The sequence below is a fragment of the Pseudomonas sp. MH9.2 genome, from assembly GCF_034353875.1.
Classification (GTDB): Bacteria; Pseudomonadota; Gammaproteobacteria; order Pseudomonadales; family Pseudomonadaceae; genus Aquipseudomonas.
On sequence record NZ_CP133784.1, the window covers coordinates 5,421,150 to 5,447,104 of the forward strand.

Below are 25,955 nucleotides of genomic sequence, written 5' to 3' on the forward strand. Positions count from 1 at the left end.
CCTGTATGAGCGATCAATTATTGAAAGTCGTCGTGCGCAAGCGTGAAGAACAGGGCGAAGGTGTTGTCGTACTGGATCTGAGTGATCCGACGGGACAGCCTTTGCCCGCCTTCGAGGCGGGCGCGCATGTCGATATCCACCTCAAGACCGGTCTGGTTCGCCAGTATTCGCTGTGCGGTGATCCGGCCAACGCAGGCGCCTATCGCTTGGGCGTACTCAAGGATCCCGCCTCGCGTGGCGGTTCGGTGGCGGTGCATGAACTGCTACAGGAAGGTCGTGAAATCGAGATCAGCCTGCCACGCAATCACTTTCCGCTGGCCAGCGATGCCAGGCGTTCGATCCTGATCGGCGGCGGTATCGGCATCACCCCGATGGTGGCCATGGCTTACGCGCTGAATGCCCGCGACAGCGATTTCGAACTGCATTATTGCGGTCGTTCACGCAGCCGCAGCGCCTTTCTCGAGGAGCTGGGTAACGCTGCGTTTGCGTCGCGGTTGAACACCCACTTTGACGACGAAGCCGCCGACCAGAAACTCGACCTACCAAAAGTGCTGGGCACTCCACAAGCTGGCGTACACGTGTATGTCTGCGGACCGGCCGGTTTCATGGACTGGGTCATTGCCCAGGTCCTGGAAGCGGGGTACGCCGACGATCATGTGCACCGCGAATACTTCCAGGTCGAAGTCGACGCTTCGGGCGCCGGTTTCGAAGTGGTCGCCCAGCGCAGCGGCAAGACCGTACAGGTTGCCGAGGGCCAGAGCATCGTCGATGCGCTGACTGCCGTGGGCATCAAGATTGAAGTGTCGTGTGAGCAAGGCGTTTGCGGCACGTGCTTGTGCGACGTTATCGAAGGCGAACCGGATCATCGCGACATCTATCTCACGGATGACGAAAAATCTGCCAATGACCAGATTCTGGTGTGCTGTTCCCGGGCCAAGTCCAAGAAACTGGTGCTGGATATCTGATAGACCGGAGGGTAAGACCATGGTCGATACAACTGGATTTCGTAACTCAATGGCAATGCTTGGTGGCGCGGTTTCGGTCATCACCACCGATGGTCCTGCGGGTCGTTTCGGGTTTACCGCTTCGGCGGTGTGCAGCGTGACTGACCAGCCACCGACGCTGTTGGTGTGCATGAATCGCTCGTCGTTTTCCAACGTGCATTTCAAGAGCAACGGTGTGCTGAGCGTCAACGTGCTGACCCCTGGGCATCAGGAGGTGTCGGGGGCTTTTTCCAACCGCAATCTCGATACCGAACAGCGCTTTTCCTGCGCATCATGGAGCACCCTGGAGAGCGGTGCGCCGTTGCTTGATGAGTCACTGGTCAGTTTCGACTGCCGTATCGCCCAGGCTCATGAAGTGGGATCGCACACAATTTTCTATTGCGAAGTATTGGGCATCCGTAATGGCGACAGCCAGGAAGGCCTTGTGTATTTCAATCGCGCCTACCACCGTTTGGGGGATGCCTCTAAAGCAACTTCCTGATGTTGGATTGCCCCAAAAAAACGATAAGACTTTCCATGATCGTTGAGTGTTTAAAATAACTATAAAGCGGTTTTCGCTGTTCTGGCGAACGACTGCGTTACGACTTTTTTGCAGTAAGTGGTTATAAAAATAATACTGCGGATTGACTGCCAAAGTTTCACTTTTGCTGAATTGATCTGCTTCCACTAGTCGTGCCTTCGTGCATGTAAAAAAGAAGGAAAGTTTGATGTTCCAGAAGAGCTGGGTAAGCCGTGGCGTCACCACCGCGGCCGTGATGGGGATCTTCACACCTGTGGTTGCGCAGGCTGACTTCGTAGACGACAGCCAAGTCAGTCTGGGGATGCGCAACTTCTATATCGACCGCGATTTCAAACAGCATGATGCGCCGCAATCGCGGATCGGCAGTTGGACCCAAGGCTTCGATTTTCGGGCGATCTCGGGTTACACCGAAGGCACGCTACAGTTTGGCCTGGACCTCTCGGCGCAGTACGCCTATCGCCTGGACGGCGGCGGTGGCCGTGGTCCGGACAGCATCATTCCGTACGACACCAGCAAGGGCGAACAAGTCCGGGACTATGGCCGTGCGGCGCTGACCGGCAAGGTTCGTTACAACAAAACCGAACTCAAGATAGGTGAACTTCGACCGACGTTGCCGGTGGCTTACATCGACGACTCCCGGCAATTAATCACCACCTATCACGGCGTGCAGCTCGAATCGAAAGACGTGGACAACCTGACGCTGACCGGTGGCCGTTTTACCGAGATCAGCTCCCGGGAGTCTTCCAATACCGAGAAGATGTACTTGTTCAATGGGCCCGACGTTAAACGTCGCAGTGACGGTTTGAACTTTGGGGGCGCCACGTATGCGTTTACGCCGAACTTGTCCGGCACTTACTTCTTCGGCCAGTTGGAAGATATCTACAAACAACACTATCTCGGTTTGACTTATAACCATGATCTGGGGGCCGGTTACGGCGTGAAGACCGACCTCCGTTACTTCAATAACAGCGAGGACGGCAAGGCGTTATACGGCGACATCGACAACAGGTCCTACGGGATCATGACGACCCTGAAGAAGGGTGCCCATGCTTTCGGTGTCGGCTATCAGCGCATGCTTGGCGAGTCGACATTCCCGACGCTCAACGGCTATGCACCGCAGCCTTACCTGGTGAACTGGTCGACAGTGGCGTTCGTCAAGCCGAACGAAAGCTCCTGGCAATTGCGTTATGACTACAACTTCGCGGGCATCGGTTTGCCGGGTCTGAAATTGATGACGCGTTACATGCGCGGCACGGGTGTCGACCGGGGCAACAATGCCCTCGACCAAAACGTCGAAAGCGAACGCAACATCGTGCTCGGCTATGTGGTGCAAAGCGGTCCGCTCAAAGATGTGGGTTTCGAATGGCGCCGCATTGACGTTAAGACGCGTTATGGCAATGGCAGTGCGTCGGGTGCGGACTATCAGGAGAACCGCCTGATCACCACCTACACCTGGAAGTTCTGAAATCCCCCGGGAGCCGTTCGCGGCTTCCGGGTTGCCCGCGCATCGGGCAAAGGTTTTTCAACACTGGTTTTCCTTTGCCCGGATCGCTCCTTCCGGGCTTTTTTTCGCAGCGGTTTTTATCCGCCCTACGAGGATGACCTATGCGTCGTTTCTATACCGGTTCTGACTTGAATCGTGTGCACAGCATTGCCGAACTGGCCGACATGGCTCGGCGACGCGTGCCTTACTTCGTCTGGGAATACCTCAGCGGCGGCGCGGAAGCCGAATTGACGCTCAAGGATAATCTCGACGCGTTCAGTGCTTATGGCCTGCACGCCAGAGCCATGGTGCCCTGCCATGCGCCCGACACGTCTCGCGCGTTGTTCGGCAAGGTGCTGCCAATGCCGATGCTGATCGGGCCGACGGGCTACAACGGTCTGTTGCACCGCGATGCCGACATTCACTTGGCCAAGGCTGCAACGGCACGTGGTTTGCCGTTCAGCCTGAGCACCGCGTCCAACACTTCACTTGAAGACCTCGTCGCGGCGGCGCCTGATGTCGACCTGTGGTTTCAGCTGTACGCCATGCGCGATCCGGCGGTGCAAAAAAACCTGTTGCAGCGCGCCGCCGCTGTCGGTTGCCGGACTCTGGTGTTGACCTGTGATGCGATGGTGCTAGGCAATCGCGAGTGGGACCGACGCAGTTTCGCCAGGCCGCGACAGCTGACATGGCGCAACAAGTTTGACGTTGTCCGTCACCCGCGTTGGCTCAAGCAAGTGATGTGGCCATCGGGGCTGCCTGGCATGGGCAACCTTGAACCTTACTTGCCGCCGAGTGAGCGCAATCCCTTGGGATCAATGGCGTTTGTCGGCAAGCAGATGGACACCTTGCTCGATTGGGACATGCTGGCGCGTTTGCGTGATCAATGGAGCGAGCCATCGCCCTCGGGCTTGACGGTGTGGTGGTGTCCAATCACGGCGGCCGCCAACTGGACGGTGCCCTCGGCAGCCTCGATGCACTGGCGGCCATCGCGCCTCAGGCGAAAGGCAAACTCAGCCTGCTGCTGGATGGCGGGATCCGGCGTGGCAGCGACATCGTCAAAGCGCTCGCGCTGGGGGCCGATGCCGTGCTGCTAGGGCGCTCCACCCTTTACGGCGTGGCGGTGGCAGGTGAAGACGGTGCTGGCCGGGCGCTGGACGTATTGACGGAAGAACTGGCGCGGACCATGAACCTGATGGGCTGCACCCACCTAAACCACCTTGACGGCGACAGCGTGTTCGAGCGACGACGCGCTTGAGCATTTGTGGGCGCGAGCTTACTCGATGGCGGCGTGTCAGACGAAATCAATGTTGAATGTACCGGCCCCTTCGCGAGCAAGCCCGCTCCCACACTGATCGTGGTCGCACTCGACCAGTCTATTGCGTTGCAGAATCGGAATGACGCTTGCGCGTTTCGCGCAGTGGCTCGCCGGGGCCGTTGCTAGGATCGAGGCTCTTCTACAGGAGTGCTTTCATGAATATCAGTGTTATCGGCGGCGGTCACGGTTGCTACGCGGCAGCGATAGAGTTGGCGGAGAAAGGCCATTCGGTGCGGTTGTGGCGCCGAGACAGTGCCGCGCTGGAAAAACTGCAAGGCCTCGGCCATCTGCTCGTGCGCGACTTTCGTGGCGAACGACGCTTGAGCCTGGGGCAGGTCGGGGATGCCCTGACCTTGACGGCCGATCTGGCACAGGCCGTGGCCGATGCTCAGTTGTTGGTCATTGCCTTGCCGTCGACCTCCCACGAAGCCCTTGCCAGCGAACTGGCTCCCTTGTTGCGCGACGGGCAAGTGGTGTTCCTGCCGCCGGGGACGTTTGGCAGCATGATGTTCGCCCAGGCAATGGCGAAGGCGGGGAATCACAGCGAGGTGGCGTTTGCGGAGACCGGCACCTTGCCCTATCTGGCGCGTAAGCATGGCGATAACCAGGTGGTGATCAGCGGCTACGCGACCCGTCTGCCGACCGGAGTTTTTCCGAGTCGTTTGAGCGAGTCGGCGTTCGCCGTATTGCGCGAGGCTTACCCCAGCGTCGAACCGATCGAAGATGCACTCAGCGGCGCGCTGATGAACGCCGGGCCAATCATTCATCCGCCGTTGATCCTTATGAACGCGGGTCCACTTGAGCATTTCGAGACGTGGGACATTCACAACGAAGGGACTGTACCTTCGATTCGTCGCGTGACCAATGCCCTCGACGCCGAGCGTATCGCCGTTCGTGAAGCACTGGGCTATGGCGCACCGCATTTCCCGCTGGCTGATCATTACGCCACCGACGGCGATGAGTGGATGTACGGTCGCGGCGCTCACGGCAAACTGACCGATAGCGGCGATTGGCGTGAAGACATCGACCTGCAAAAGCACCGCTACATGCTTGAAGACACACGACTGGGCTTGTCGTTTCTAGTGTCGGTTGGGCGCTGGGCCGGCGTGCCGACACCGGTCGCTCAGGGCCTGTTGAACCTGGCCACCGTGGTCAGTGGCATCGACCTGTACGCCGAGGGTCGAACCCTGGAAAACCTCGGGCTGGATCAACTGAGCCGCAGCGAAATGGCGCAGTGCATGAACCAGGGGTTGCAGGCATGAGCGCCGATCCGCAACGCATCTGTATCGTCGGCGCGGGGCGCATGGGCGAGGGCATTGCTTTAGCGTTCATGTTCGCCGGACTGCCGGTGACCCTGATCGATATCAAACAACGCGAGCCCGTGGCGCAGGACCGCTACTTCCGCCAGATCGAGGGCCACTTGCGCGGCGAACTGGCAACGCTTGCGCGTTTGGGATCACTCGATCCGGCACAAGTCGAACAGGCGATGAGCCATTTACGCTTGAGTGATCGCGAAGGCAGTGGCGACGATTTGCACAGTGCCGCTGTCGTGTTCGAAGCCGTGCCTGAAGTGCTTGAACTCAAGGCCCTGACGTTCGCTTGGCTGAGTGCTGCGTGTGGCGATGAAACGATGATTGCATCGACGACATCGACCTTTCTGGTGACGCAGCTGGCGGCATTGGTCACGCACCCGCAACGCTTCGTCAATGCCCATTGGCTGAACCCGGCGCTCCTGATGCCGCTGGTCGAAGTCAGCCGCAGCAAGGACACTTGCCCGCAGGTGGTGCAACGCCTGATGGCATTGCTCAAGCGCATCGGCAAAGTGCCCGTGCAATGCTCCCCGGCAGCCGGTTACATCGTGCCGAGAATCCAGGCACTGGCGATGAATGAAGCGGCGCGAATGGTCGAGGAGGGGGTGGCCAGTGCCGAGGACATCGACACCGCGATTCGCGTTGGTTTCGGTCTGCGTTTCTCCGTGCTGGGGATGCTTGAGTTTATCGACTGGGGCGGCGGCGACATTCTGTTCTATGCCTCCCATTACCTGGCTGAAGCCATCGATCCACGTTTCCTGCCACCCAAAGTCATTGCCGAGAACATGGCGCAAGGGCGGAACGGGCTGCGCGAAGGTCAGGGTTTTTATGATTACCAGGACGTTGACTTGGAGGCCTACAAACTGCAGAGGCTGGGTGAGTTCACCCGCAAGCTTGAGTTGATGGGGCTGTCGCCGGTGTTCAACGGTGGCGTGGCAACGTCCTGAGCGCGGAAGCTGACGTGTGATCGCGACAGCTTCACGACTTGGTTGCACAACCGGCGCGCCGTTATGGCTGCGTCGGTTTTTCCGTGGTGGATGCAGGTCATCCATGCATTTGTCTGGTCCTGAATCGAGGTTGTCATGAAACTGTACGAATTGATCACGTTCACCGTGCGGGTGCGCACTGTTGCCACTGCCATGGCTTGTCTGGAGCAGCGACTGGCCGTCGATGACGCCGCAGTGAAACTGGTCGGCTGCTGGGCGTCGGAAATCGGCCCGCTGAATCAGATCGCGGTGTTGCGTGGTTTTGTCGACGAGGCGTCTCGCCAGGCTGAGCGCGAACGTTATCTGTCGAGTGCCGACGTGTTTGGCATCGAGGCGTATCTGACGGACATGCGCGTGGAAAGCTACACGTTGTTTCCCTTTATCCAGCCACTGTCTGCCGGGTGCCACGGGCCGTTCTATGAACTTCGCGTCTACGACCTCATGCCATCGGGCCTGGCTCCCACGCTCAAGGGCTGGGAAAAAGCCGTAGGGCCACGAACAGACGTGCAGTACTCCCCGGTGTATGCCGCCTTCTACGCCACTGACGGTCAACTGCCGCGTTACCTGCACATCTGGCCTTACGCCTCACTCGAACAACGACTGGACGTGCGCGCACGTGCCGTACAGGACGGCGTCTGGCCGCCGGAAAATTCAGGCCCGCAACTGCGCGACATGCATTCGACGATCTACCTGCCTGCGAGCTTTTCGCCACTGCAATGAGATTTGCCGAACCCTTTGTAAGCAAGGCCGTTCCCCCAGAAGGGGAACGTCGCACCACGAGCCTTGGGTTTCAGACGCCCAAGTAGCGCCAGGATAATTCTGGTGTTTCGGCCAGTTGCACATGCATACCGTGCCAAACCTGTCGGCCCTTTTCGATGATGTGATGGCAGTCGACCGCCCGGGCCATTTCCTTGAGGTTCTTGTAGGACCAGAATCGCCTCGCCTTCGGCTTTCAAGCTCGCCAGGCAACTCCAGATGGTTCCGCGAATGATCGGCGCCAAGCCTTCGGTTGTCTCGTCGAAAATCAACAATTGCGGGTTGGTCAACAGGGCGCGGGCGACCACCATGATCTGCTGTTCGTCACCAGAGAGGGTTTTCGACAACTGATCCTGGCGTTCCTGTAACCGTGGAAACAACTGGTAGATCCGTGCCAGGTCCTACTTACCCTGGGTCGCGTTTGCCTTCCTCGTTTTTGGTCGAGCCGGGCGCGTGAATAATCGAGGCGTTGACAATAGTGTCCTGACGCAGGGAAAGACCTTTTTCCTGCAAATAACCGTTGATGACGGCGAGAATCGCAGGCGTCAGCGAGTGTTTCTCCAGCAGGTGCCGGAAGTTCATGATCGCAGTGTCTTCAGGGATCGGCGCACTCAGCGTGAGATGGGCAAACTGGCGCATGGGGGTGATTTCATAGAGCGCTTCTTCCATGGCCGGGTCGCTCAGGGCGAAACAGTTTTGCAGCAGATGAATGCGCAGCATGGTCTCCAGCGGATACGGTTTACGGCCACCACCAGCCTTCGGGTAATACGGTTCGATCAACCCCAACAAACCACTCCAGAGCACCACCTGATCCATTTCGGCAAGGAAGCGTTCACGACGGGTTTGCTTGCGCTTGCCTGCATATTTGAAATCGGAAAAGCTCATCTGACTCATGCGAGGCTCAGGTCAGGTGGTGAGGGTGTATTCCAGCACATTTGAGGACTTGTTCGGAGAATCCCTAGCATGCTGTGGGGTACTTGCCACGTCGCAAATAGGCCTCATGGTAGGTCGGACGAAAATGCTCAACATCCGGCTAGCCACCAATTGTTATGTTTTTTTGGAGAGAGAGCAAAAAAACATAACATCAAAACTTCAACATAGAGATCAACAAAAAATAAACCTTTTACATGGATATTAATATACGAAGCTGTTTCTGGATATTACAAAGCAAAAAAACCACAAGTTCGTTAGGCTGATTTGCCGTCGCACGAATAAATCAGGAAACCTACATGAGCCTCCTAACGCGAAATCCGAGATTTATGACGGTTTTAGTTATTTTTTGCTCTCTAGCGATAGTCCTTATGGCGAGAATTACCTATCTTTCTATTTTTTCTCATGAGTTTCTAAACGACGAAGGCCGCAAACGATCTACGCGCCTAATTGAGACAATTCCAGTTCGCGGCACCATTTTTGACCGATTCAATCAGCCCATGGCGGTCTCTACCCCCGTAAGCACAATATGGGTTAACCCTAAACAATTTTCTCCAACAAAACAGCAAGTAGAATTATTAAGCGAGCATCTTAATATTGATGCTTCACGAATTAGCTATTTGAAATTGAATACCCAAGGAAAATCGTTCGCCTATTTAGCAAGAAGGGTTTCTCCAGAGACCGCGAAAAAGGTAGAAGCCTTGTCTATTTTCGGAGTTTATGAGCGAAAAGAGTACAAGCGATTCTACCCCCAATCATCGATGTTAGCTCAGACGTTAGGCTTTACCAATATTGACCAGAAAGGCATCGAAGGCATTGAGCTAATGTATGATCAGCGACTTTCAGGAGCGTTTGGCCTTGAAGAGCTCACCTTGAACTTACACAAACGCGTCACAAGAGAAATCCTTGTTCACAAGCCCCTGACTCCTGGAAAAAATGTATACCTGACAATAGACTCCACCCTGCAATACTACGTTGAAAAAGCGCTATGGAAAGCACTTGCATATAATAAAGCCCAGTCTGTGAGCGCAATTCTTATACACGCAAAAACAGGAGAGATACTGGCGATATCCACAGTGCCTTCATTCAATCCTAATTCTCGAAAAAGCTTTAGCCCGAATGTGATTCGAAATCGTGTATTTACTGATGTGTATGAGCCGGGTTCAGTAATAAAACCATTCAGCATGGCCGCCGTGTTAACGGCAGGTATCGTTGACAAAAACGCTATGATTCAGATAGCGCCAGGTTTTGTTAAGATCAATGGCTATACTATTCGTGATGTGGGAAGGGATGATCAGTTAGATCTAGCAGGTATCATTCGTCGATCCTCTAATGTTGGCATGAGTAAAATCGCAATACCAACAGGTGGAAAAATCATCTCTCAAATGCTACTTGACCTGGGATTCGGAAATAGCACCTCCGTCTTTTTTCCTGGAGAAAGTGTTGGTTCTGTTCCAACTAGGACAGCATGGTCGGATATAGCCACTGCGAGCCTTTCATACGGATACAGTTTGTCGGTCAATTTGGCTCAATTGGTTCAGGCCTATACCGTTTTTGCAAATAATGGAGACCTGATTCCATTATCGATAATAAAAAACGAAGCTCATCCACCCCGAAACGTCATGAAACCGGAGGTCGCGAACAGGATTCTGGAAATGCTGGTGCACGCAGTTGATGGGCCTGGGGCAGGAGGAAAGCGCGCAGCAATCAAAGGTTATGTAATTGCCGGAAAAAGCGGAACATCACGCAAGGCGTCCAGAGGCGGATATCAAAACAACGCATACAGAGCCATGTTCGTGGGTATTGCACCGGCCAATGCACCTGAGTTCATCATGGCTGTTTTGGTGGATGAGCCCACCGCTAAAGGTTACTTCGGAGGAGCGATTGCAGCACCTATTTTCAAGGAGGTTTTAGAGGACGTGCTTCGCATCAGAAATGTACAGAGTGATCAAAGCCAGACTCTACCAGCAGTCCAGGGTTGATTTGACACAGAACGTTTTGCGACGGCCTGACATTAGGTAGAAGCGAACATACCCGACGTTCATCAGGGTGGCACTTTTTTATCAATGAAAGTCATTCGTTGAGATCTATCACAGCCTTATATCTGTTGAGCTTTTGAGTGCGTAGGGCATCACAATACATGATCCATGGGCCTCAATCCGCGACACCAAAGGCCCCATGAGGGACTCATGCCCCGGGCTGACAAAATCAGCTGCCAACTAGGGAGGGTCTGAAGTAAGCAGCCGTTTTTAACGGCCTCGCTGTTTGAGGTTCAAAAAACGGCGACTGAATCGAAAATCAGACCTTTCCTCCTCTCAGTTCAGTTCGCTGTTTTTTGCTGAATAACACCTTTTCAGGGCTAATTGTCCGCATCACAGGCGCACCTCGCCTGCATTCAACAGCCGTTTTCGCATCATCCACAGGTTCGATAAGGCAAACAGTGTGGTCTGTTGTACGGTGTTTTTCACCACGCCTCGGAAGCGGACTTTCGTATAACCAAACTGGCGCTTAATCACCTGGAATGGATGCTCAACTTTGGCCCGGACTTGAGCTTTCGCGTATTCGATTTTTCGGCGTATGCGACCGATCAGGCTCTTTTTTGCATGCTTCTTATAGCTACTGGGTCGCGCTGCGATCGACCAGATCATCTGCCGGTGTTGATGCTCCGGACGCTTCTCCACGCCGGTGTAACCGGCATCGCCAGAGACGTAAGTTTCCTCGCCATGCAGCAACTGATCGACCTGAGTCACGTCCGCCACATTCGCCGCCGTACCCACTACGCTATGCACCAGACCGGATTCAGCATCGACACCGATGTGCGATTTCATCCCGAAATAGTACTGATTTCCTTTCTTTGTCTGGTGTATTTCGGGGTCGCGTTTACCATCCTTGTTCTTGGTCGAACTGGGCGCATGAATGATCGTCGCATCGACCACAGTACCTTGGCGTAGCAGCAAACCTCGGTCGCCCAAATAGCCGTTGATGACCTGCAAAATTCCACCGGCCAGCTCATGTTTTTCCAACCGCCAGCGGAAGTTGAGGATCGTGGTTTCACCCGGAATCCGATCCAAATGCAGCCCGGCAAACTGGCGCAGAATCGTGGTTTCGTAGAGGGACTCTTCCATCGCCGGGTCGCTGTAGCCGAACCAGTTTTGCATCAGATGAACCCGCAGCATGGCCATCAACGGATACGCCGGACGACCGCCTTCGCCCTTCGGATAATGCGGCTCGATCAATGCAATCAGGAAACGCTCGCGGCGGGTTTGCTTACGTTTGCCAGCGTATTCGGCATCAGCGAAGGACATTTGCTTCATCGGGGCTCAACCGTTCAGTTCGTGGGACAGGCGTTTTTCACCAGATTTGGAAGTCTTTTTCAGAGTTTCCCTAACGCTTTCTGTCCTTCGTATGCAGCTCCTGTTCACCGGCGGGTATAAATCACCATCAAAATAGCCCCTTGTACCGACCCTGCACTGTGTGCCGCGTCCGGAGCCCGGCAACAGTAGTCGCCGACGTTCAGTGTTCTATCCTGATCATAAAGTGAGCCTTGCAGTACGAACAGTTGTTCAAGCTCCCCTTTATGGGTATGGCTGGCGACATGAGCGCCTGCGTCGACTTTCATCAATAGGGTCTTTTCACCGCGTTCGGTGTCCTCGAACAGCGGTTTGATCCAGAAACCTTCAGCCGTTGTCGGCAGCCAATCATCAGCCGAAGACGAGTAATAGGTAGAGCCTTCGACCGGCCCGTGAGTGCCGTGTTTTCCAGCGATTCTCCAGAATGGTGTTTCATTTTTTGACATGTTTGTCTTCACCTGGGCAGCGGGTTCGTTTACAAGTCCTTGACCAGTCTCAACGCATCGTAGATCGCTGCGTGGGTGTTACGCGCAGCCACCGCATCGCCAATGCGAAACAACTGGAATCTGCCCTCCGGGTTGGTCACTAGCTGTTGCGGGTTGCCGACGATCAGGTCCTGATGTTCAACCACGCCACCGTTGCTCGAGGCGGATTTCAATTCGAAGTACAGTTCGTCCAGCGGTCGGGTGCCGTGGTTGACCACCACTTGATCGACCCGCCGGACCTTGCGTGCACTGCCGTAGTCACTGTCGATCATCGCCAGCAGATATTGACCTTCGCGCTCGACGGCGAGCAGTCGGAAGGTGACGGTGAAGGTGGTGTCCAGCGCTTGCAGTGAGCGCATGTAGGGCACCAGGTTCATCGCCATGACTTCCGGTGCGAAGGTCCGGTCCGGTGTCATGATCTCGATTTTTGCGCCACTTCGGGCGATGAACTCGGCCGCCTGCAGGCCCGCATGATCACCGGCGTCGTCGAACAGCAGGACATTGCGCCCGGGTTTCACATCCCCGGAGATAATGTCCCAGGCCGAGACCACCAGCTCATTGCCTGCCGAGAGAATCTCGGTGTGGGGCAGGCCGCCGGTGGCGATTATCACCACGTCCGGGTTTTCGTCGTGGACAGTGCTGGCCTCGGCCCAGGTATTGAAACGAAAGCTGACACCTCGGGCCATGCACTGGGCCATGCGCCACTCGACGATGCTGATCATTTCCCGCCGCCGCTCCGATTGCGCAGTGAGCCGAACCTGGCCGCCGGCCTGGTTGGTGGCTTCGAATACCACTACCTCATGACCGCGCTCGGCCGCCACTCGCGCCGCTTCCAGCCCGGCGACACCAGCACCGACAATCACGATTTTGCGTTTTCTCGCCGCCTTGGGGATGTCATGAGGCATAGTGGTTTCACGGCCGGTGGCCGGGTTGTGGATGCAATAGGCCGCACCGCCCTGGTAGATCCGGTCCAGGCAATAGTTGGCTCCGACACAGGGGCGAATATCCTCTTCGCGTCCCTCGATAATTTTGCGCACGATATGTGGATCGGTCATGTGCGCGCGGGTCATGCCAACCATGTCGATCTTTCCCGAGGCGATGGCATGGCGGGCGGTGGCGACGTCCGGAATTTTCGCCGCATGAAAGGTGGGGAAGTCGGTGGCGGCGCGAATCTCTCCGGCGAAGTCCAGGTGCGGCGAGTTGCGCATGCCCTGGATCGGAATTACGTCGGTCAGGCCGGCGTCGGTGTCGATATGGCCGCGGATAACGTTGAGAAAGTCCACCATGCCGCTGTCTTTCAGGCGCCTGGAGATGTCCAGACCGTCGGCCGGGGTCAGTCCGCCGGGCATTTGCTCGTCGCCGGTATAACGCACGCCGACGATGAACTCATGGCCGACGCGCTGGCGAATGGCGCGGAGGATGTCGAAGGTAAAACGCAGCCGGTTGTCGATGGAACCGCCATACGGGGCATCGAGGTCGTTGGTCAGCGGCGACCAGAACTGATCCATCAGATGCCCGTAGGCCTGCAGTTCGATGCCATCCAGGCCCGCAGCTTTCATCCGCTCGGCGGCGTCCGCATAGTCCTTGATGATTCGTTCCACATCCCAGTTTTCCATCTTCTTCGGGAAAGAGCGATGGGAGGCTTCGCGCTCGAATGACGGTGACACCACGGGCAACCAGTCCCCCTTGTCCCAGCGTGTGCGCCGACCGAGGTGGGTCAACTGGATCATGACCGCCGCGCCATGTTCGTGGCAGGCGTCGGTGAGGTCTCTCATCCAGCCGACCACCTCATCCTTGTAGGCCAGGATGTTGTTGAACACCGGTGGGCTGTCTCGCGAAACCGCAGCAGACCCCGCCGTCATGGTCAGGGCCACGCCAGCCTTCGCCCGTTCAACGTGGTAGGCGCGATAGAGGTCCTTGGGCATGCCATCTACGGGATAGGCCGGCTCGTGGGCGGTGGTCATGATGCGGTTTCTGAGAATCAGGTGCTTCAACTGATAGGGCTGGAGGAGCGGATCATTCAGCATCGTCAAGACTCTCCGGAAGAGGGCAAGGACCTAAGTTGAAATTACGTTAGGGTGAAATGTACACCTGTGTCAACAAGATAGACATAGGTGTACATTTTACTTGCGCGGTATCGGGTGAGCGACTAGGATCGAGTCATGAACGAACAAACCAAAGCGGTAGAAACAGGCTGGAGAGGGTCCCTGGAAGGGTGGCTCGATGCAGCGTATGAAAGCCTGACCGAGTGCGGTGTCGACACGGTGCGGGTGATGCCACTGGCCAAAAAACTGGGGCTGTCGAGAACCAGTTTTTACTGGTTTTTCAAGGATCGTGAAGAGCTGCTCGTCGCATTGATCGAGCGCTGGCGGGTGAAGAATACTGGCAATCTGATCGCCCAGACCGAGTGTTATGCCGAAAGCATTGCTGAGGCGATGCTCAACGTTTTCGACTGTTGGCTGAACCCGGACCTGTTCGATTCTCAGTTTGAATTTGCCATGCGCAGCTGGGCCTTGCAGTCCGCCGAAGTGGCCGAACATATCCGGGTGGCCGACATTGCCCGGCGCGAAGCCCTTATCCGGATGTTCGTGCGTTTCGACTATGCATTTGACGCCGCCGATGTGCGGGCTCGAACGATTTACCTGACGCAGATTGGCTATATCAGCACCAACACCCGAGAGGATGTCGGGGAGCGAATGCGGCGGATTCCAGAGTACGTGAAGATATTCACCGGCCAGGAACCACTGGATCGCGAATTGAAACGCTTCTACTCCCGCCATGGGTATGTGATGGATGAAGTTTCACCGCCAACCCCTGACTGACCGCAACTTCTGACTGACGAAGGCAGGTTCAAAATGTTCGACGAGCCCACGATAGGTATTATCGGCGGATCGGGATGGCTTGGCCGCTCGATAGCCCAGGCGATGCTCGACAGGGCTTTTATCCAGCCCGGTGCGTTGGTGCTTTCGAACCGCTCCGCAAGCAATCCATTATCGAGTCCCAAGTGGTCGCAGGTGATGGTAACGCGCAACAATCAGGAACTGGTGGAACGTTGTGATGTGGTCATCGTGTCCGTACGCCCCGAGCAGTTTGTCGATGTAAAGATTTTTGCTGAAAACCGACTGGTGATTTCGTTGATGGCCGGCGTGTCCCTGGAAGACGTGATGCAGCGTACTGGCAGTCGGCAGGTGATTCGCGCCATGGTCAATGCCGCCGCAGAGATCGGCAGGTCCTATACGCCCTGGTTGGTCACGCAAGAGGTCACCGACGAGCAGAAAGCGTTCGCCCAGCGGCTGTTCGAAATCTTCGGCAGCGCCGATGAAGTCTTCACCGAACACCAGTTGAATTACCTGACAGCGCTGGTGGGAACAGGGCCTGCTTACCCGGCGTTGCTGGCTCGCAGCCTGTTCCAACATGCCGTGAACAGTGGCTTGCCTCCCGCCATTGCCCGACGCGCAGCCAATGCGGTGGTGGTGGATGCCAGCCAACTGATCGGCAATGGACACTCCGTCGATGAACTCCTGCAAGCGTTCGTCAGCTATCGCGGCGTCACAGCTGCGGGCCTCGAAGCCATGATTGCAAACGGCTTCGATAAAACAATAAAAGCAGGTCTGGATTCGGCGACCTCAGTCGCCAGTTCGATGAGTCCAATTGCCCATTCTGCTGACACGAAAGAAGGTCCAATGACGCGGTAGTTGGCCCTCCTTAACTCTGGCCGCAATCGAGGTTAGCGTTTATGAATATAAAGTTTTTCTCGAAGACAGGACTTGCACTAGGGATCATGGCCTTCAGTGGTTGGGTATCAGCGTCTGAGTGTGGTGATGTGACGATCGCCAACATGAACTGGCAATCGGCTGAAGTGATGGCCAACGTTGACAAGCTGATTCTCAATGCAGGCTACGGTTGTAATGCCGATCTGGTGACGGGGGATACAGTACCAACCATCACCTCAATGGTCGAAAAAGGTCGGCCCGATATCGCCCCTGAAGGTTGGATCGACCTGGTTCCTGAGGTCGCCAAGACGGGTATTCAAAGCGGTAATCTGGTTCAGGCAGCGAGCTCGTTATCCGACGGTGGCTCTCAAGGCTGGTGGATTCCGAAATACATCGCCGATGCCCATCCGGACATCAAGAGTTTCGACGATGTGAAGAAGCATCCCGAACTCTTCCCGGCCCCTGACGACGCAAAAAAAGGCGCGATCTACAACGGCCCGCAAGGTTGGGGCGGCACCGTGGTAACGGCCCAGTTCTACAAAGCCTACGGGTTTGAAAAGGCCGGTTTTGTGCTGGTTGACACCGGTTCGGCGGCGGCGCTGGACGGGTCCATTGCCAAAGCCTACGAGCGCAAGGCGCCTTGGCTGGGGTTTTATTGGGCACCCACCGCCTTGTTGGGCAAGTACCCAATGGTGAAGCTGGAAAATGGTCATGCTGTCGATCCGGTGGAGTGGAAGCGTTGCAACACGGTCGCCGACTGTTCTGATCCCCAACCCAATGGCTGGCCGATCGATCGGGTATTTACCTTGACCACCAAGTCCTTCTCCACTCGTTCGCCAAACGTCATGGCGTACCTGAACAAGCGCGCCTGGTCCAACGAAACGGTGAACAAACTGATTGCCTGGATGACCGATAACCAGGCCACCGGCGAGGAAGGGGCCAAGTACTTCCTGAAAAACAACGAAGCACTCTGGCGTCAGTGGGTCACTCCCGAAGCGTCTGGCAAGATCAAGGCTGCGCTTTAAACCCTCGGGTCAATGCAGCCCGTTGCGGCATGCTGCATTGCCCCTTGCGCGCCGATAAAAATAAAAACACCCGTGTATTGAAATGACCTGCCAGCGTTCTTACGGTCTTCTACAAAAGGGGAATGTTATGGAGTGGCTATTAGGCTTTCCACATATGGAGGACGAAAGACTTCGGGCTTTGAAAAAGGCCATCGACGGTGCCTTTCGCAATTTCACCAGCACCTACGGCGATAGCTTCGAAGTTTTTTTCCAGCCGTTGCAAACTTTCCTCAATCAGTCCGAAAGGTTCATGACCACGACGCCATGGCCGATTATCATTTTGCTGGTTGCCTTGATTGCCTGGTTCGCCAGCCGCAGCTGGAAAATTGTCCTGGGTTGCGTGCTCACGCTGATGGCGATCGGGTATCTGGACATGTGGACCGACACGATGAAAACTCTGTCGATGATCTTCGTTTGCACCGTGATATCCATTGTCATCGGCTTGCCGACCGGCATTGCCATGGCCCGCTCTAATCGTCTGCAGAACCTGGTCAGCCCGGTACTCGACGTAATGCAGACTCTGCCGAGTTTTGTCTACCTGATTCCGGTGGTGATGTTACTGGGCATCGGCAAGGTCGCGGGGCTGATTGCGGTGGTGGTCTATGCTTTGCCACCGATGATTCGTCTGACCAATCTCGGCATCCGCCACGTCGATGCCGAGATGCTGGAGTGCGCCGACGCTTTTGGTTCGTCCGGTTGGCAGAAACTGAAAAACGTCCAGTTACCTCTGGCATTGCCATCGATCATGGCTGGCATCAACCAGACGATTATGATGGCGCTGGCCATGGTGGTCATCGCGTCGATGATCGGGGTTCAGGGGCTCGTGCAACCGGTGCTCAAAGCCATTTCCAACCAATACTTCACCTTGGGCATGTTCAACGGCCTGGCCATTGTAGGCATTGCGGTGATCTTCGACCGGGTCAGCCAAGCCTACGGCAGAAGATTGCAAAAGCATCTGGAGATGGTTCATGGCCACTAATCTGACCAACGATTTCGGCATCGAAATCAAGCATCTCTATAAGATTTTCGGTTACCAGGCGCAAGCCAGTATCGAGCGCGTCAAACAGGGCATGAGCAAGGCTGAGTTGCTGAGCAATCACAGTCATGTGCTGGGTTTGAAGGACATCAATATCAACATGCCCTCTGGAGGCATTCAGGTGATCATGGGGCTTTCCGGGTCGGGCAAATCGACCTTGATCCGCCACATCAACCGATTGATCGAACCCACGGCCGGCGAAGTCATCGTCGGTGGCGTGAATGTGCTCAAGATGAGCCCGAGCGACCTGCGGGAATTTCGCCGGCATAGCATTTCCATGGTGTTTCAGAAGTTCGCGCTACTACCGAACCGGACCGTGCTCGACAACGCAGTCTATGGTCTGGAGATCCAGGGATTGCCTCGTGGCAGGCAAGTAGAGATCGCCAGGGGCTGGCTGGATCGGGTTGGGCTCAAAGGTTACGAGGGGCGCTATCCCAATCAGCTGTCCGGAGGCATGCAGCAACGTGTCGGCCTAGCCCGGGCACTGGCCAGCGATGCGCCGATCCTGTTGATGGATGAAGCGTTCTCGGCACTTGATCCGTTAATCCGCATGGACATGCAATCGGTGCTTCTGGATCTGCAAAAAGAGATCAGGAAGACCATCGTGTTCATTACCCATGATCTTGATGAGGCGCTGCGCATAGGTGATCGTATCGCGATCTTGCGTGACGGTGAGGTGGTGCAACAAGGCACCCGGCAGGAGATCGTCATGAGTCCTGCCGACGATTACATTGCTAACTTCGTCAAGGAAGTGAACCGTGGCCGGGTGATCAGCGTCGAGGCAATCATGCGTCCTTTTGTTAGGGTGAAGGCCGGAACAATGCTTGCAGTGCCCATGGGGACGTCACTCGAGTCTGCGGTCAAACGACTGGTTGAAGCGGGACTCGATGAATTGGTGGTCACTGACAGCCAGGGTCGGCCTGTGGGGCAGTTGGCGCTGAAGTCGATTATTGCGACGATGGTCACCTCGACAGTGAGTGAGGAATCGCAGGTGGTTCAGCTACGAACCGCGGCGAAAGCGACACGGCTCGCCGAAGAGTAATTATCTTCGTTTTTGCCCAGTCGGTAACATTGTGCCTGGGTTTTGTCTGACGAGTTCGTGTCCCAGGCGTTGGTAAAAAATCGTGCGTCATGCACCACGTTCGATGCGATACCGTAGTAATAGTGGGACACCTGCATACGTAAATCAGGAAACAGACAACGAAGGTGGCCCGAAGCTGCAAACGGAGCCTTACACCATCCGTTGAGCGTTGTCGGTGGTGCGTGTGTCGGGGGATTTTCGTGTTCAAGGTTCTTTGTGTAATACAGTCTGCTTTGGCCTGTTGTGTTTACAAAGTCGGACCGATCAAACTGCTCGGATATTGGCTGGTGAAAACGCCATTTTTGCACGCTGCTATGTGAAATCTGAGCCCGGGTAGCCTCTGCCAAAAGTAAGGATTTCAATCTCAGGCGCGTATTTTCTGCCGTGGAAGCCAAGGTTGGCGTTTTAACAGAATCGGCCGGTTGCTGCCGGTCGCGACAAGTTGCTAACAACCCGAACCGACTTTGGCAACAGGACTGTGAGGAAGTGCCCGTGACCTAGGAAGCGCAGGGGAAGGGCGAAGAAGAGGAGAATGAAGAGGATGGTTGATGGAAGGTGCTTAGTGTGCCGAGGGTGGGAGCGATTGGCTCCATGTTCAACGGAATAAAAGCCGGCAGGTTTTTACCGTCAACGTCGCGGTAAAGCGGTATCCATTTGCGCACGAGATTGGCGTTGATGCCGTGGCCAGACGCTTGCGCACGGCCGACTCAGCATGAGTTTGGGCTGCACCAGTACCGACTCTTCCGAAGCCGATACATCGTCTTCGCGCAGGAGTGATTGAATAGCTTCACTCCGCATTCACGTTCCAGTTGGGAAATATGACGGCTGATCATTGATTGCGGTACGTCGAGTGCCACGGCCGCTTGGGTCAGTGACTTTTCACCCTTGGGTTCTCCACCCAAGCAGCCCAGGTTGACGGCTTTATGTCCGATGCAGCCTTGACAGACAAAGGCTATGACTCCGCCGCCTTCGTCAAGGCTTTTGCCGCCGGTCTCCGCGGGCTGGTGCAAGCTATCGTGGTCTATCTGATAGCTATCGCTTTGCAGGTGGAAATCAGATGGGAGTTGCTGCCGATTTTCACCGTTGCCGCGGGTGTGTTCGTCGGCTCCTGTATTTTTTCGACCTTTTCTCTGGTCATTGCTTGCATCGTCAAAACCCGTGAGCGTTTTATGGGGATCGGCCAGGTATTGACCATGCCGCTTTTTTTTGCGTCGAATGCTATTTATCCATTGGAACTGATGCCTGGTTGGTTGAAAGCCATTGCGGTGGGCAACCCGCTGACCTATTTGGTGGACGCGTTGCGCGGGGCCATGATTGTCGGCGGCAACAGTGTTTATGCTGTGAGTACGAGTTTTTCGGTGATGCTGTTTGTTTTTGCCATTCTTTTGCTGCTGGCCTCCAGGCTCTACCCAGGGTTGGCTCGCTAGCCTTGGTGGGTAAACCTCTCAGTATTGATTTCGAGCCGGTCGAGCCAATGTGGTTCGCTTGATCTACGGACTGGGCATACGCGTTGCGAGTGCACCGCTATTGCTAGGGTGTCGACGTTGACTACAGGCTGCACGGGTTGCGCACAGTGTCGAAGTCAATAACGCAAATTTTCCTGCCGTAGTCGCGCGAAGCGCTCAAGCGGTGCTGAGTCGAGCGCTTGCGCGGCGTCAGGCGCAGCACCGTCACGAATCGCTTGCCACACTGTTTGCGAGCCGATCGAATCGCGGGTCGCAGTAAGATTGAACGTGTCGGGATAGAGCGCGTGCAGTGTGGCAAGCAGCGCCAATCCCAGGCTCGCTATGGGACGTCGCGCTGGCACTGCGTCACGAGCGATGCTCACGCCATGGCAGAGCTGACCGTGCCAGGTTGACTCGGTGGGGACGAAGTCGAGCGGCTCGAAATGCGCGCCGACGTCAAGCGCATTCAGCGTGTGTGCGAGCCGAGCCGCGTCGATCCACGGTGCGCCGATCCACTCGAACGGATGCGGTGTGCCACGACCCACACTCAGATTCGCGCCTTCGAGCAAACCGACATCCGGGTATAGATCGAGCTGGGGCAGCGTGCGCAGGTTCGGCGATAGCGGCACCCAACCGAGACCGGTGTCTGCGAAGGCCATCGTGCGTCGGTACCCCTGCATCGGCACGACGCGCAGATCTGCACCAATGTGCTTGTTGCGGTTGAAAAGACTCGCCAGCTCGCCGATCGTCATGCCGGGCTGCAGCGGCGCAGGGAAATAGCCGGTGAACGATTCGTGGCGGCTGTCCAGTACCGGTCCGCCGAATCGCTGCGCACCGAGCGGATCGGGCCGATCCAGCACGAACAGCGGAATGCCACGCGCCGCTGCGGCCTCGAGAGCGTAGCCAAGTGTCGTCTCATAGGTGAAGAAGCGCACGCCGGCATCCTGAATGTCGAAGATCAGCGCATCCAGTCCGTAAAGCGAACTGGTCGGGAAGCGCCGCGCCGCGCCATAGAGACTGTGTACGGTAAGGCCCGTCGCCGTGTCGAGTGTGTCGCCGACTCGCTCGTCCATGTCGATGTTCAGCCCATGTTCAGGCGAGAACAGCGCTGCCAGCCTGACGCCTGGCGCGTGCGCGAGTACGTCGATGGTGCGCCTGCCCTCGGCGTCGAAGCCGCTGCGATTGGTGATCAAGCCCACGCGCATGCCAGCGAGCGGTGCAAACCGCTGCGCCTCGAGCACATCGATGCCGGTCTGCACCGGCCCCGTCGAGGTTGGCAGGCGATCGGCGGCACGCAGCGCTGGCAATGCCGACGGCAGCAACCGGCCGATTTGCGCGACGTTCGCCGACGCGGCCCGGCTTGTCAGCAGCGCGAGCAACTGCGCACGAAGCGGGCGCGCGTCGCCGCTGTCGTCGGGGTATACGCGGTTGGTCAGGATGACGATGAATTGGCGCGTCACCAGATCGATCCACAGGCCCGTGCCGGTGTATCCGGTGTGGCCGATGATGCCAATCGGCGGCAGGCGGTCATGGTTCGGCGCGAACGGTGCCGTCAGATCCCAGCCGAGGCCGCGCCACGGCGCGGTCGCGAGTGGCGAGGCGGCAGCCGCGAGCGCGGCGATGCTCGCTGGTCGCAGAATCTGCTGGGTACCCGCGCGCCCCTCGTTCAGCATCATCTGCGCGAAGCGGGCGAGGTCGTCCGCCGTGGAAAACAGCCCGGCGTTGCCGGATACGCCGCCCATCCATTGGGCCGTCGGATCGTGCACGCGGCCGCGGCGGATGCCGGCCTTGTTGGCGATCGTCGGCGCACTGCGTGCCACTTGCCCTGCGTTCGGCACAAAGACCGTGTCGCGCATACCGAGCGGTCCGAAGATGTGAGCCCGGCAATACGCGTCGAGCGGAAGGTGGGTGATGCGCTCGACCAGTTCGCCGAGCACCACGAAATTCAGATCACTGTAGATGACGCGTTCGCCTGGTGCGCTGCGTAGACGCTGCGCAGCGATAGCGCTCAATACGCCTTCGCGGCCCGGATGCCGTGGCCGCGCAGGCAGGTCTGGCAGCAGCCCTGAGGTGTGCGCAAGCAGGTGACGCACCGTCACCGCGTCTTTGCCGTTCGCCGCAAAAGCGGGCCAATACTGCACAACAGGTACGTCTAGGTCGATGCGGTGTGCTTCGGCCAGTTGCATGATTGCCGTGGTGGTCGCGATGACCTTGGTCAGCGACGCGAGATCGAATTCGGTGCTCAGCGTCATCGGCTCGGGGTCGGGCCTCGTCGCGCGTTGTCCAAAGGCTTGGCGATAGAGCACGTGCGTGGCGTCCCCAATCAGGACGACGGCACCCGGAACGCGTCCGGCGGCGATCTGTCCCTCGACGATCTGTGCGGCTTGCAGGCGCGCCGCCGTATCGAAATCGGCGGCGCTCGCGATCTGCACCGCCGTCGCCATTCCAACCAGTATCGCCCAGCGCTTCAGCGCACCGATCAACGGAGCGGCAAATCGGCGGCGTCGTAGTGATTGCGCGGGTTCCATAACATCCATCCATTGGTGCCAGCTGCGTCGGCAGCGGTTATCTGGGCACTGATCGCCGCCGCGTCAAACAGGCGATGGTCGAACGCATAGTCGCGAAAGGCCTGTAGCCACGGACGAAAACGCACGCCCGGTAGATGGGTGCGATGCACCGCCTCCGCCAGGGAGCGCCTGACGATCTGACCGGGATCAGTGATCGGGTTGGTTAAGCCCGGCAGCCCCCAGGTGAAACCGGACGGGTACAGCATTGGCGAAATATAGTCGAGCGGCTCGCCTAGCAATTCGATTTGCTGGCCGATCGCGGTATCGTCGAGATTCCAGCAGACGTAGCCGAAGATGTCTGCGGAAACGAATACGTTGTAGGGCGCTAGCCGTGTGCGTGCGGCCTGCAGGAAGCCGACGATTGCCGCAGTCCGGTTGGCCCGAGTGTTCGGCAGGGCAAAGCGTAGCCCGCTCTTGTCGGGAAAGCGCACATAGTCGAACTGGACCTCGTCGAAGCCCATCCGTGCCGCCTCCTCGGCGACATCGAGATTGTGCTGCCATACGTCGTGCGAAAACGGATCCATCCATTGCAGGTTCTCGCGATCACGCCACGGCGTGCCTTCTGCGGTGTGCACGCTCCACTCCGGATGCGCGTCGGCCAGTGGGTCGTCCTTGAGTACCACGATGCGTGCGATCAAATACAGGTGTTGCGTATGCAGCCTGGCAAGCAGCGCCGGAAAGTCCTGTTCCTGTGCTGCGCGCGTGGTTACTCGGGCCGCCGCGCCAATTGCCTCGCGCGCCGCACTGCGATAGGGCGTCAGGCCGCGGTCGCCCTTGACGTCGATGACGAGTGCATTGATCACGGTGCTGTCAGCAAGGCTGACGGCCTTGTTGCGCAGAGTCGCGCTGGTCACGCCGAACACCGACAGATAGACCGCTTTCGGGCGAAACGGGGTCAGCGTGAGCATCACGGGCGTTTCACCGGACACTTTGGCCTCGGTACGCAGATACCCTGGGGCGCGGGCCGCGACGCTCTCGGCCGAGTGAGCGGTCTCGAACCGGCCGTGTTCGTCGGTTCGCGTCACACCGGCCGACGTCGTGATGATCGCGCCGGCAAGTGGATTTCGCGTACTCGAGTCGAGCACGACACCGGTGACGGCCAGGGCGCCTTGCTCGGTCAGCAGGGCAGTGACGGCCAGCAGCGCCGGGATCGCGTGTCGCCTGAATACGCGGATGAAGGTCATCGTGCGTTCCCCGCTGCGGGCATCGGCAGTGAGTCCGGTTCGCCGAGCAAGTGCGCGAACGCCCTTGTGCCGTAGGCATCGGTCATCAGAAAACGTGGCAATGCGAGCAGCCGCGCGTGCCGGTCTGCCTTGTGCGCCTCCAGTGTGACGGCGACTGTGTAACCCTCTTCGGAGGCGAGCGCGATCAACTCGTCGTCGTAGATGCCGAACGGCCACGCGAGCATGTCGACATGGGCACCGGTTTGCGACTCGATACGTTGACGCGATTTGTCGAGTTGTGTGCGGACGAATTGCTGGAAATCCGCCGGCGTACGGTGTCGGCGCTCGACGTTGAAATTGGGATGCCAGAACGTATGCGACTGGATGTCAATGAGCCCGGTCTGTCTCAATGTACGCAATTGCTCCCAGGTCAGCGCATAGGACGCGTTCGAGATCGCCGATGGATAGATAAACAGCGTGACCGGAAACCGCTCGCGCAACACGACGGGCAGCAGTTTGTCGAATACCGAACGATGCCCGTCGTCGACGGTGATCGCCACTGGCTTCGGCGGTAACGTCGCATTGGGATCCCGCAGCCAGCCGACCACCTCGCGCAGCGGCACGATGTGGTAGCCATGCTCGCGCAGGACACGTAACTGGGTTTCGAAGGTGCTCATGCGGACGGTCATGGAGTCGTCCGCCGTCTCCGAAAAACGGTGGTAAACGAGGATTGTGACGCGCGATTCGGCGCTCTGAGCAGCTTCGTCCGATCCCCAGGCAAGCTCGCAGATGCACACCAGCACGGTGTACACCAAAAGCCGGATCAAGCGGCTCATATAAGCAACCCGGGGTCCGTGGTTGGCGCCAGCAGGATCGGGCGGAACGCGGGACTACCGTCGATACACGCCATGGTTTTTTCGTACATATCTGTACTCCTGCGTGAGTCATTTTCACCCGCGTTGCGTGTCTCGCGAGAGCGAGGCGTATCCAGTGTGCGTTGAACGCGCATCGTCCTTCTGATGCAGATCAATGTCGCGCAACGTGGAGCCGCTCAGGTTGGCGCGAGTGCTAGACGAAACGAGGGGAGAGGCTGGTCCCGCCTTGATTTGATCTAAATCAATGTTGAATCGTCGTTGGCGGGCGACGTTGTGAAACGACACTATTTGAGGCTTGCCAGCATGAATATCAACGACGCGATTTTGGGGCGCCGCTCGACACGGGAGTACACGATAGAACCCGTTGATGAACAAATCATTCGTCGATTGATTAACGCCGCAGCCCATGCGCCCAGCGCGGTAAACCAACAACCGTGGACGTTCACGGTGATACGCGATCAAGGACTGCTGGATCGAGTCTCGCGCGAAGCGAAGGCCTGCATGCTCGCGACGATGCCCGCAGCAACCCAGTCCGAGCACTTTCATTCAATGCTCAATGATCCAAATTTCCAGATCTTCTACCACGCGCCGGCACTCATCTTGATTTCGGGGAACACGCAAGGTCAGTGGGTCGTCGAAGACTGCGCATTGGCTGCCGAGAATCTGATGCTCGCCGCGTACGCTGAAGGGCTAGGCACCTGTTGGATCGGTTTCGCCCAAAGTTTTCTTAATACACCGGAGGGGAAGCATGCACTTGGTCTTCCCGCCGAGTGGAAGCCGGTTGCGCCAATCATTGTTGGCCACCCGAAATCCGTGCCTGTCCCCGTTAAGCACAAGGAGCCAGAGGTCCGCTGGATTGGCTGACCAGG

22 protein-coding genes and 2 pseudogenes are annotated in these 25,955 nt (G+C 57.2%); 15 read left to right on the forward strand and 9 right to left on the reverse strand.

Annotation, left to right across the window (positions count from 1 at the left end; translation table 11 throughout):
* Positions 1–5: 5 nt before the first annotated feature.
* The 7 genes and pseudogenes from RHM55_RS25040 to RHM55_RS25070 all read left to right on the forward strand — a co-directional run bounded on the left by RHM55_RS25040 (position 6) and on the right by RHM55_RS25070 (position 7,341).
* On the forward strand, positions 6–965 hold the full coding sequence (locus RHM55_RS25040; RefSeq protein WP_322178807.1) for a PDR/VanB family oxidoreductase: 960 nt from the start codon (positions 6–8) through the stop codon (positions 963–965).
* Between the two features lie 19 nt (positions 966–984).
* Entirely contained in the window at positions 985–1,485 is a 501-nt protein-coding gene (locus tag RHM55_RS25045) for a flavin reductase (RefSeq protein ID WP_150632634.1), read from the forward strand.
* A 226-nt stretch (positions 1,486–1,711) separates the two neighbouring features.
* Entirely contained in the window at positions 1,712–2,989 is a 1,278-nt protein-coding gene (locus tag RHM55_RS25050) for an OprD family porin (protein ID WP_322178808.1), read from the forward strand.
* Between the two features lie 203 nt (positions 2,990–3,192).
* Positions 3,193–4,265 (forward strand): annotated as a pseudogene (locus RHM55_RS25055) (alpha-hydroxy acid oxidase).
* A 215-nt stretch (positions 4,266–4,480) separates the two neighbouring features.
* The gene (locus tag RHM55_RS25060) at positions 4,481–5,587 is read left to right on the forward strand and encodes an NAD/NADP-dependent octopine/nopaline dehydrogenase family protein (protein WP_322178809.1); all 1,107 of its coding nucleotides are present in this window, start codon (positions 4,481–4,483) and stop codon (positions 5,585–5,587) included.
* Complete coding sequence (locus RHM55_RS25065; protein ID WP_322178810.1) at positions 5,584–6,582, forward strand: 3-hydroxybutyryl-CoA dehydrogenase; 999 nt, start codon at positions 5,584–5,586, stop codon at positions 6,580–6,582. Before RHM55_RS25060 ends, RHM55_RS25065 begins: the two co-directional genes overlap by 4 nt.
* A gap of 135 nt (positions 6,583–6,717) precedes the next feature.
* Complete coding sequence (locus RHM55_RS25070; RefSeq protein WP_322178811.1) at positions 6,718–7,341, forward strand: NIPSNAP family protein; 624 nt, start codon at positions 6,718–6,720, stop codon at positions 7,339–7,341.
* On the opposite strand, the gene RHM55_RS25075 is transcribed toward RHM55_RS25070, so the two are convergent.
* Both RHM55_RS25075 and RHM55_RS25080 read right to left on the reverse strand, forming a co-directional pair.
* Positions 7,308–7,757, reverse strand: coding sequence for an ATP-binding cassette domain-containing protein (locus RHM55_RS25075; protein WP_322178812.1), 450 nt, complete (start codon positions 7,755–7,757; stop codon positions 7,308–7,310). The genes RHM55_RS25070 and RHM55_RS25075 overlap by 34 nt on opposite strands.
* 31 nt (positions 7,758–7,788) lie before the next feature.
* A pseudogene (locus RHM55_RS25080) lies at positions 7,789–8,271 on the reverse strand (transposase); the annotation flags it as partial.
* A gap of 335 nt (positions 8,272–8,606) precedes the next feature.
* On the opposite strand from RHM55_RS25080, the gene RHM55_RS25085 reads away from it, so the two are divergent.
* A complete protein-coding gene (locus RHM55_RS25085; protein WP_322178813.1) occupies positions 8,607–10,289 on the forward strand; it encodes a penicillin-binding protein 2 in 1,683 nt (560 codons plus the stop codon).
* Between the two features lie 390 nt (positions 10,290–10,679).
* On the opposite strand, the gene RHM55_RS25090 is transcribed toward RHM55_RS25085, so the two are convergent.
* The 3 genes from RHM55_RS25090 to RHM55_RS25100 all read right to left on the reverse strand — a co-directional run bounded on the left by RHM55_RS25090 (position 10,680) and on the right by RHM55_RS25100 (position 14,169).
* Positions 10,680–11,621, reverse strand: coding sequence for an IS5 family transposase (locus RHM55_RS25090; protein ID WP_322178814.1), 942 nt, complete (start codon positions 11,619–11,621; stop codon positions 10,680–10,682).
* A 104-nt stretch (positions 11,622–11,725) separates the two neighbouring features.
* Complete coding sequence (locus tag RHM55_RS25095) at positions 11,726–12,103, reverse strand: cupin domain-containing protein (protein ID WP_322178815.1); 378 nt, start codon at positions 12,101–12,103, stop codon at positions 11,726–11,728.
* A 29-nt stretch (positions 12,104–12,132) separates the two neighbouring features.
* Entirely contained in the window at positions 12,133–14,169 is a 2,037-nt protein-coding gene (locus tag RHM55_RS25100; protein WP_322178816.1) for an NADH:flavin oxidoreductase, read from the reverse strand.
* A 135-nt stretch (positions 14,170–14,304) separates the two neighbouring features.
* Between RHM55_RS25100 and RHM55_RS25105 the strand changes: the two genes are divergently transcribed.
* The 5 genes from RHM55_RS25105 (at position 14,305) to RHM55_RS25125 (ending at position 18,997) form a co-directional block, all read left to right on the forward strand.
* Positions 14,305–14,964 carry a TetR/AcrR family transcriptional regulator gene (locus RHM55_RS25105; protein WP_322178817.1) on the forward strand — a complete coding sequence of 220 codons (660 nt, stop codon included), beginning with the start codon at positions 14,305–14,307 and terminating at the stop codon, positions 14,962–14,964.
* A gap of 33 nt (positions 14,965–14,997) precedes the next feature.
* Entirely contained in the window at positions 14,998–15,837 is an 840-nt protein-coding gene (locus RHM55_RS25110; protein WP_322178818.1) for a pyrroline-5-carboxylate reductase family protein, read from the forward strand.
* Between the two features lie 143 nt (positions 15,838–15,980).
* Positions 15,981–16,880 (forward strand): ABC transporter substrate-binding protein, encoded by a 900-nt coding sequence (locus tag RHM55_RS25115; protein ID WP_322178819.1) that lies wholly within the window; start codon positions 15,981–15,983, stop codon positions 16,878–16,880.
* A 127-nt stretch (positions 16,881–17,007) separates the two neighbouring features.
* On the forward strand, positions 17,008–17,898 hold the full coding sequence (locus RHM55_RS25120; protein WP_322178820.1) for a proline/glycine betaine ABC transporter permease: 891 nt from the start codon (positions 17,008–17,010) through the stop codon (positions 17,896–17,898).
* Positions 17,888–18,997 (forward strand): glycine betaine/L-proline ABC transporter ATP-binding protein, encoded by a 1,110-nt coding sequence (locus tag RHM55_RS25125; protein ID WP_322178821.1) that lies wholly within the window; start codon positions 17,888–17,890, stop codon positions 18,995–18,997. Before RHM55_RS25120 ends, RHM55_RS25125 begins: the two co-directional genes overlap by 11 nt.
* 746 nt (positions 18,998–19,743) lie before the next feature.
* Here RHM55_RS25125 and RHM55_RS25130 read toward each other — a convergent pair.
* A complete protein-coding gene (locus RHM55_RS25130; protein WP_322183108.1) occupies positions 19,744–19,869 on the reverse strand; it encodes a LysR family transcriptional regulator in 126 nt (41 codons plus the stop codon).
* 90 nt (positions 19,870–19,959) lie between these two features.
* Between RHM55_RS25130 and RHM55_RS25135 the strand changes: the two genes are divergently transcribed.
* Entirely contained in the window at positions 19,960–20,463 is a 504-nt protein-coding gene (locus RHM55_RS25135; protein ID WP_322178822.1) for an ABC transporter permease, read from the forward strand.
* A 155-nt stretch (positions 20,464–20,618) separates the two neighbouring features.
* On the opposite strand, the gene RHM55_RS25140 is transcribed toward RHM55_RS25135, so the two are convergent.
* The 3 genes from RHM55_RS25140 to RHM55_RS25150 are packed head-to-tail and all read right to left on the reverse strand — an operon-like array spanning position 20,619 to position 25,047.
* On the reverse strand, positions 20,619–23,009 hold the full coding sequence (locus RHM55_RS25140; protein WP_322178823.1) for a serine hydrolase: 2,391 nt from the start codon (positions 23,007–23,009) through the stop codon (positions 20,619–20,621).
* On the reverse strand, positions 22,961–24,232 hold the full coding sequence (locus RHM55_RS25145; RefSeq protein ID WP_322178824.1) for a putative glycoside hydrolase: 1,272 nt from the start codon (positions 24,230–24,232) through the stop codon (positions 22,961–22,963). The genes RHM55_RS25140 and RHM55_RS25145 overlap by 49 nt, the downstream gene beginning before the upstream one ends.
* Positions 24,229–25,047, reverse strand: coding sequence for a polysaccharide deacetylase family protein (locus RHM55_RS25150; RefSeq protein ID WP_322178825.1), 819 nt, complete (start codon positions 25,045–25,047; stop codon positions 24,229–24,231). Before RHM55_RS25150 ends, RHM55_RS25145 begins: the two co-directional genes overlap by 4 nt.
* Positions 25,048–25,389: 342 nt before the next feature.
* Between RHM55_RS25150 and RHM55_RS25155 the strand changes: the two genes are divergently transcribed.
* Complete coding sequence (locus RHM55_RS25155) at positions 25,390–25,950, forward strand: nitroreductase family protein (RefSeq protein WP_322178826.1); 561 nt, start codon at positions 25,390–25,392, stop codon at positions 25,948–25,950.
* The last annotated feature ends 5 nt before the right edge of the window (positions 25,951–25,955 follow it).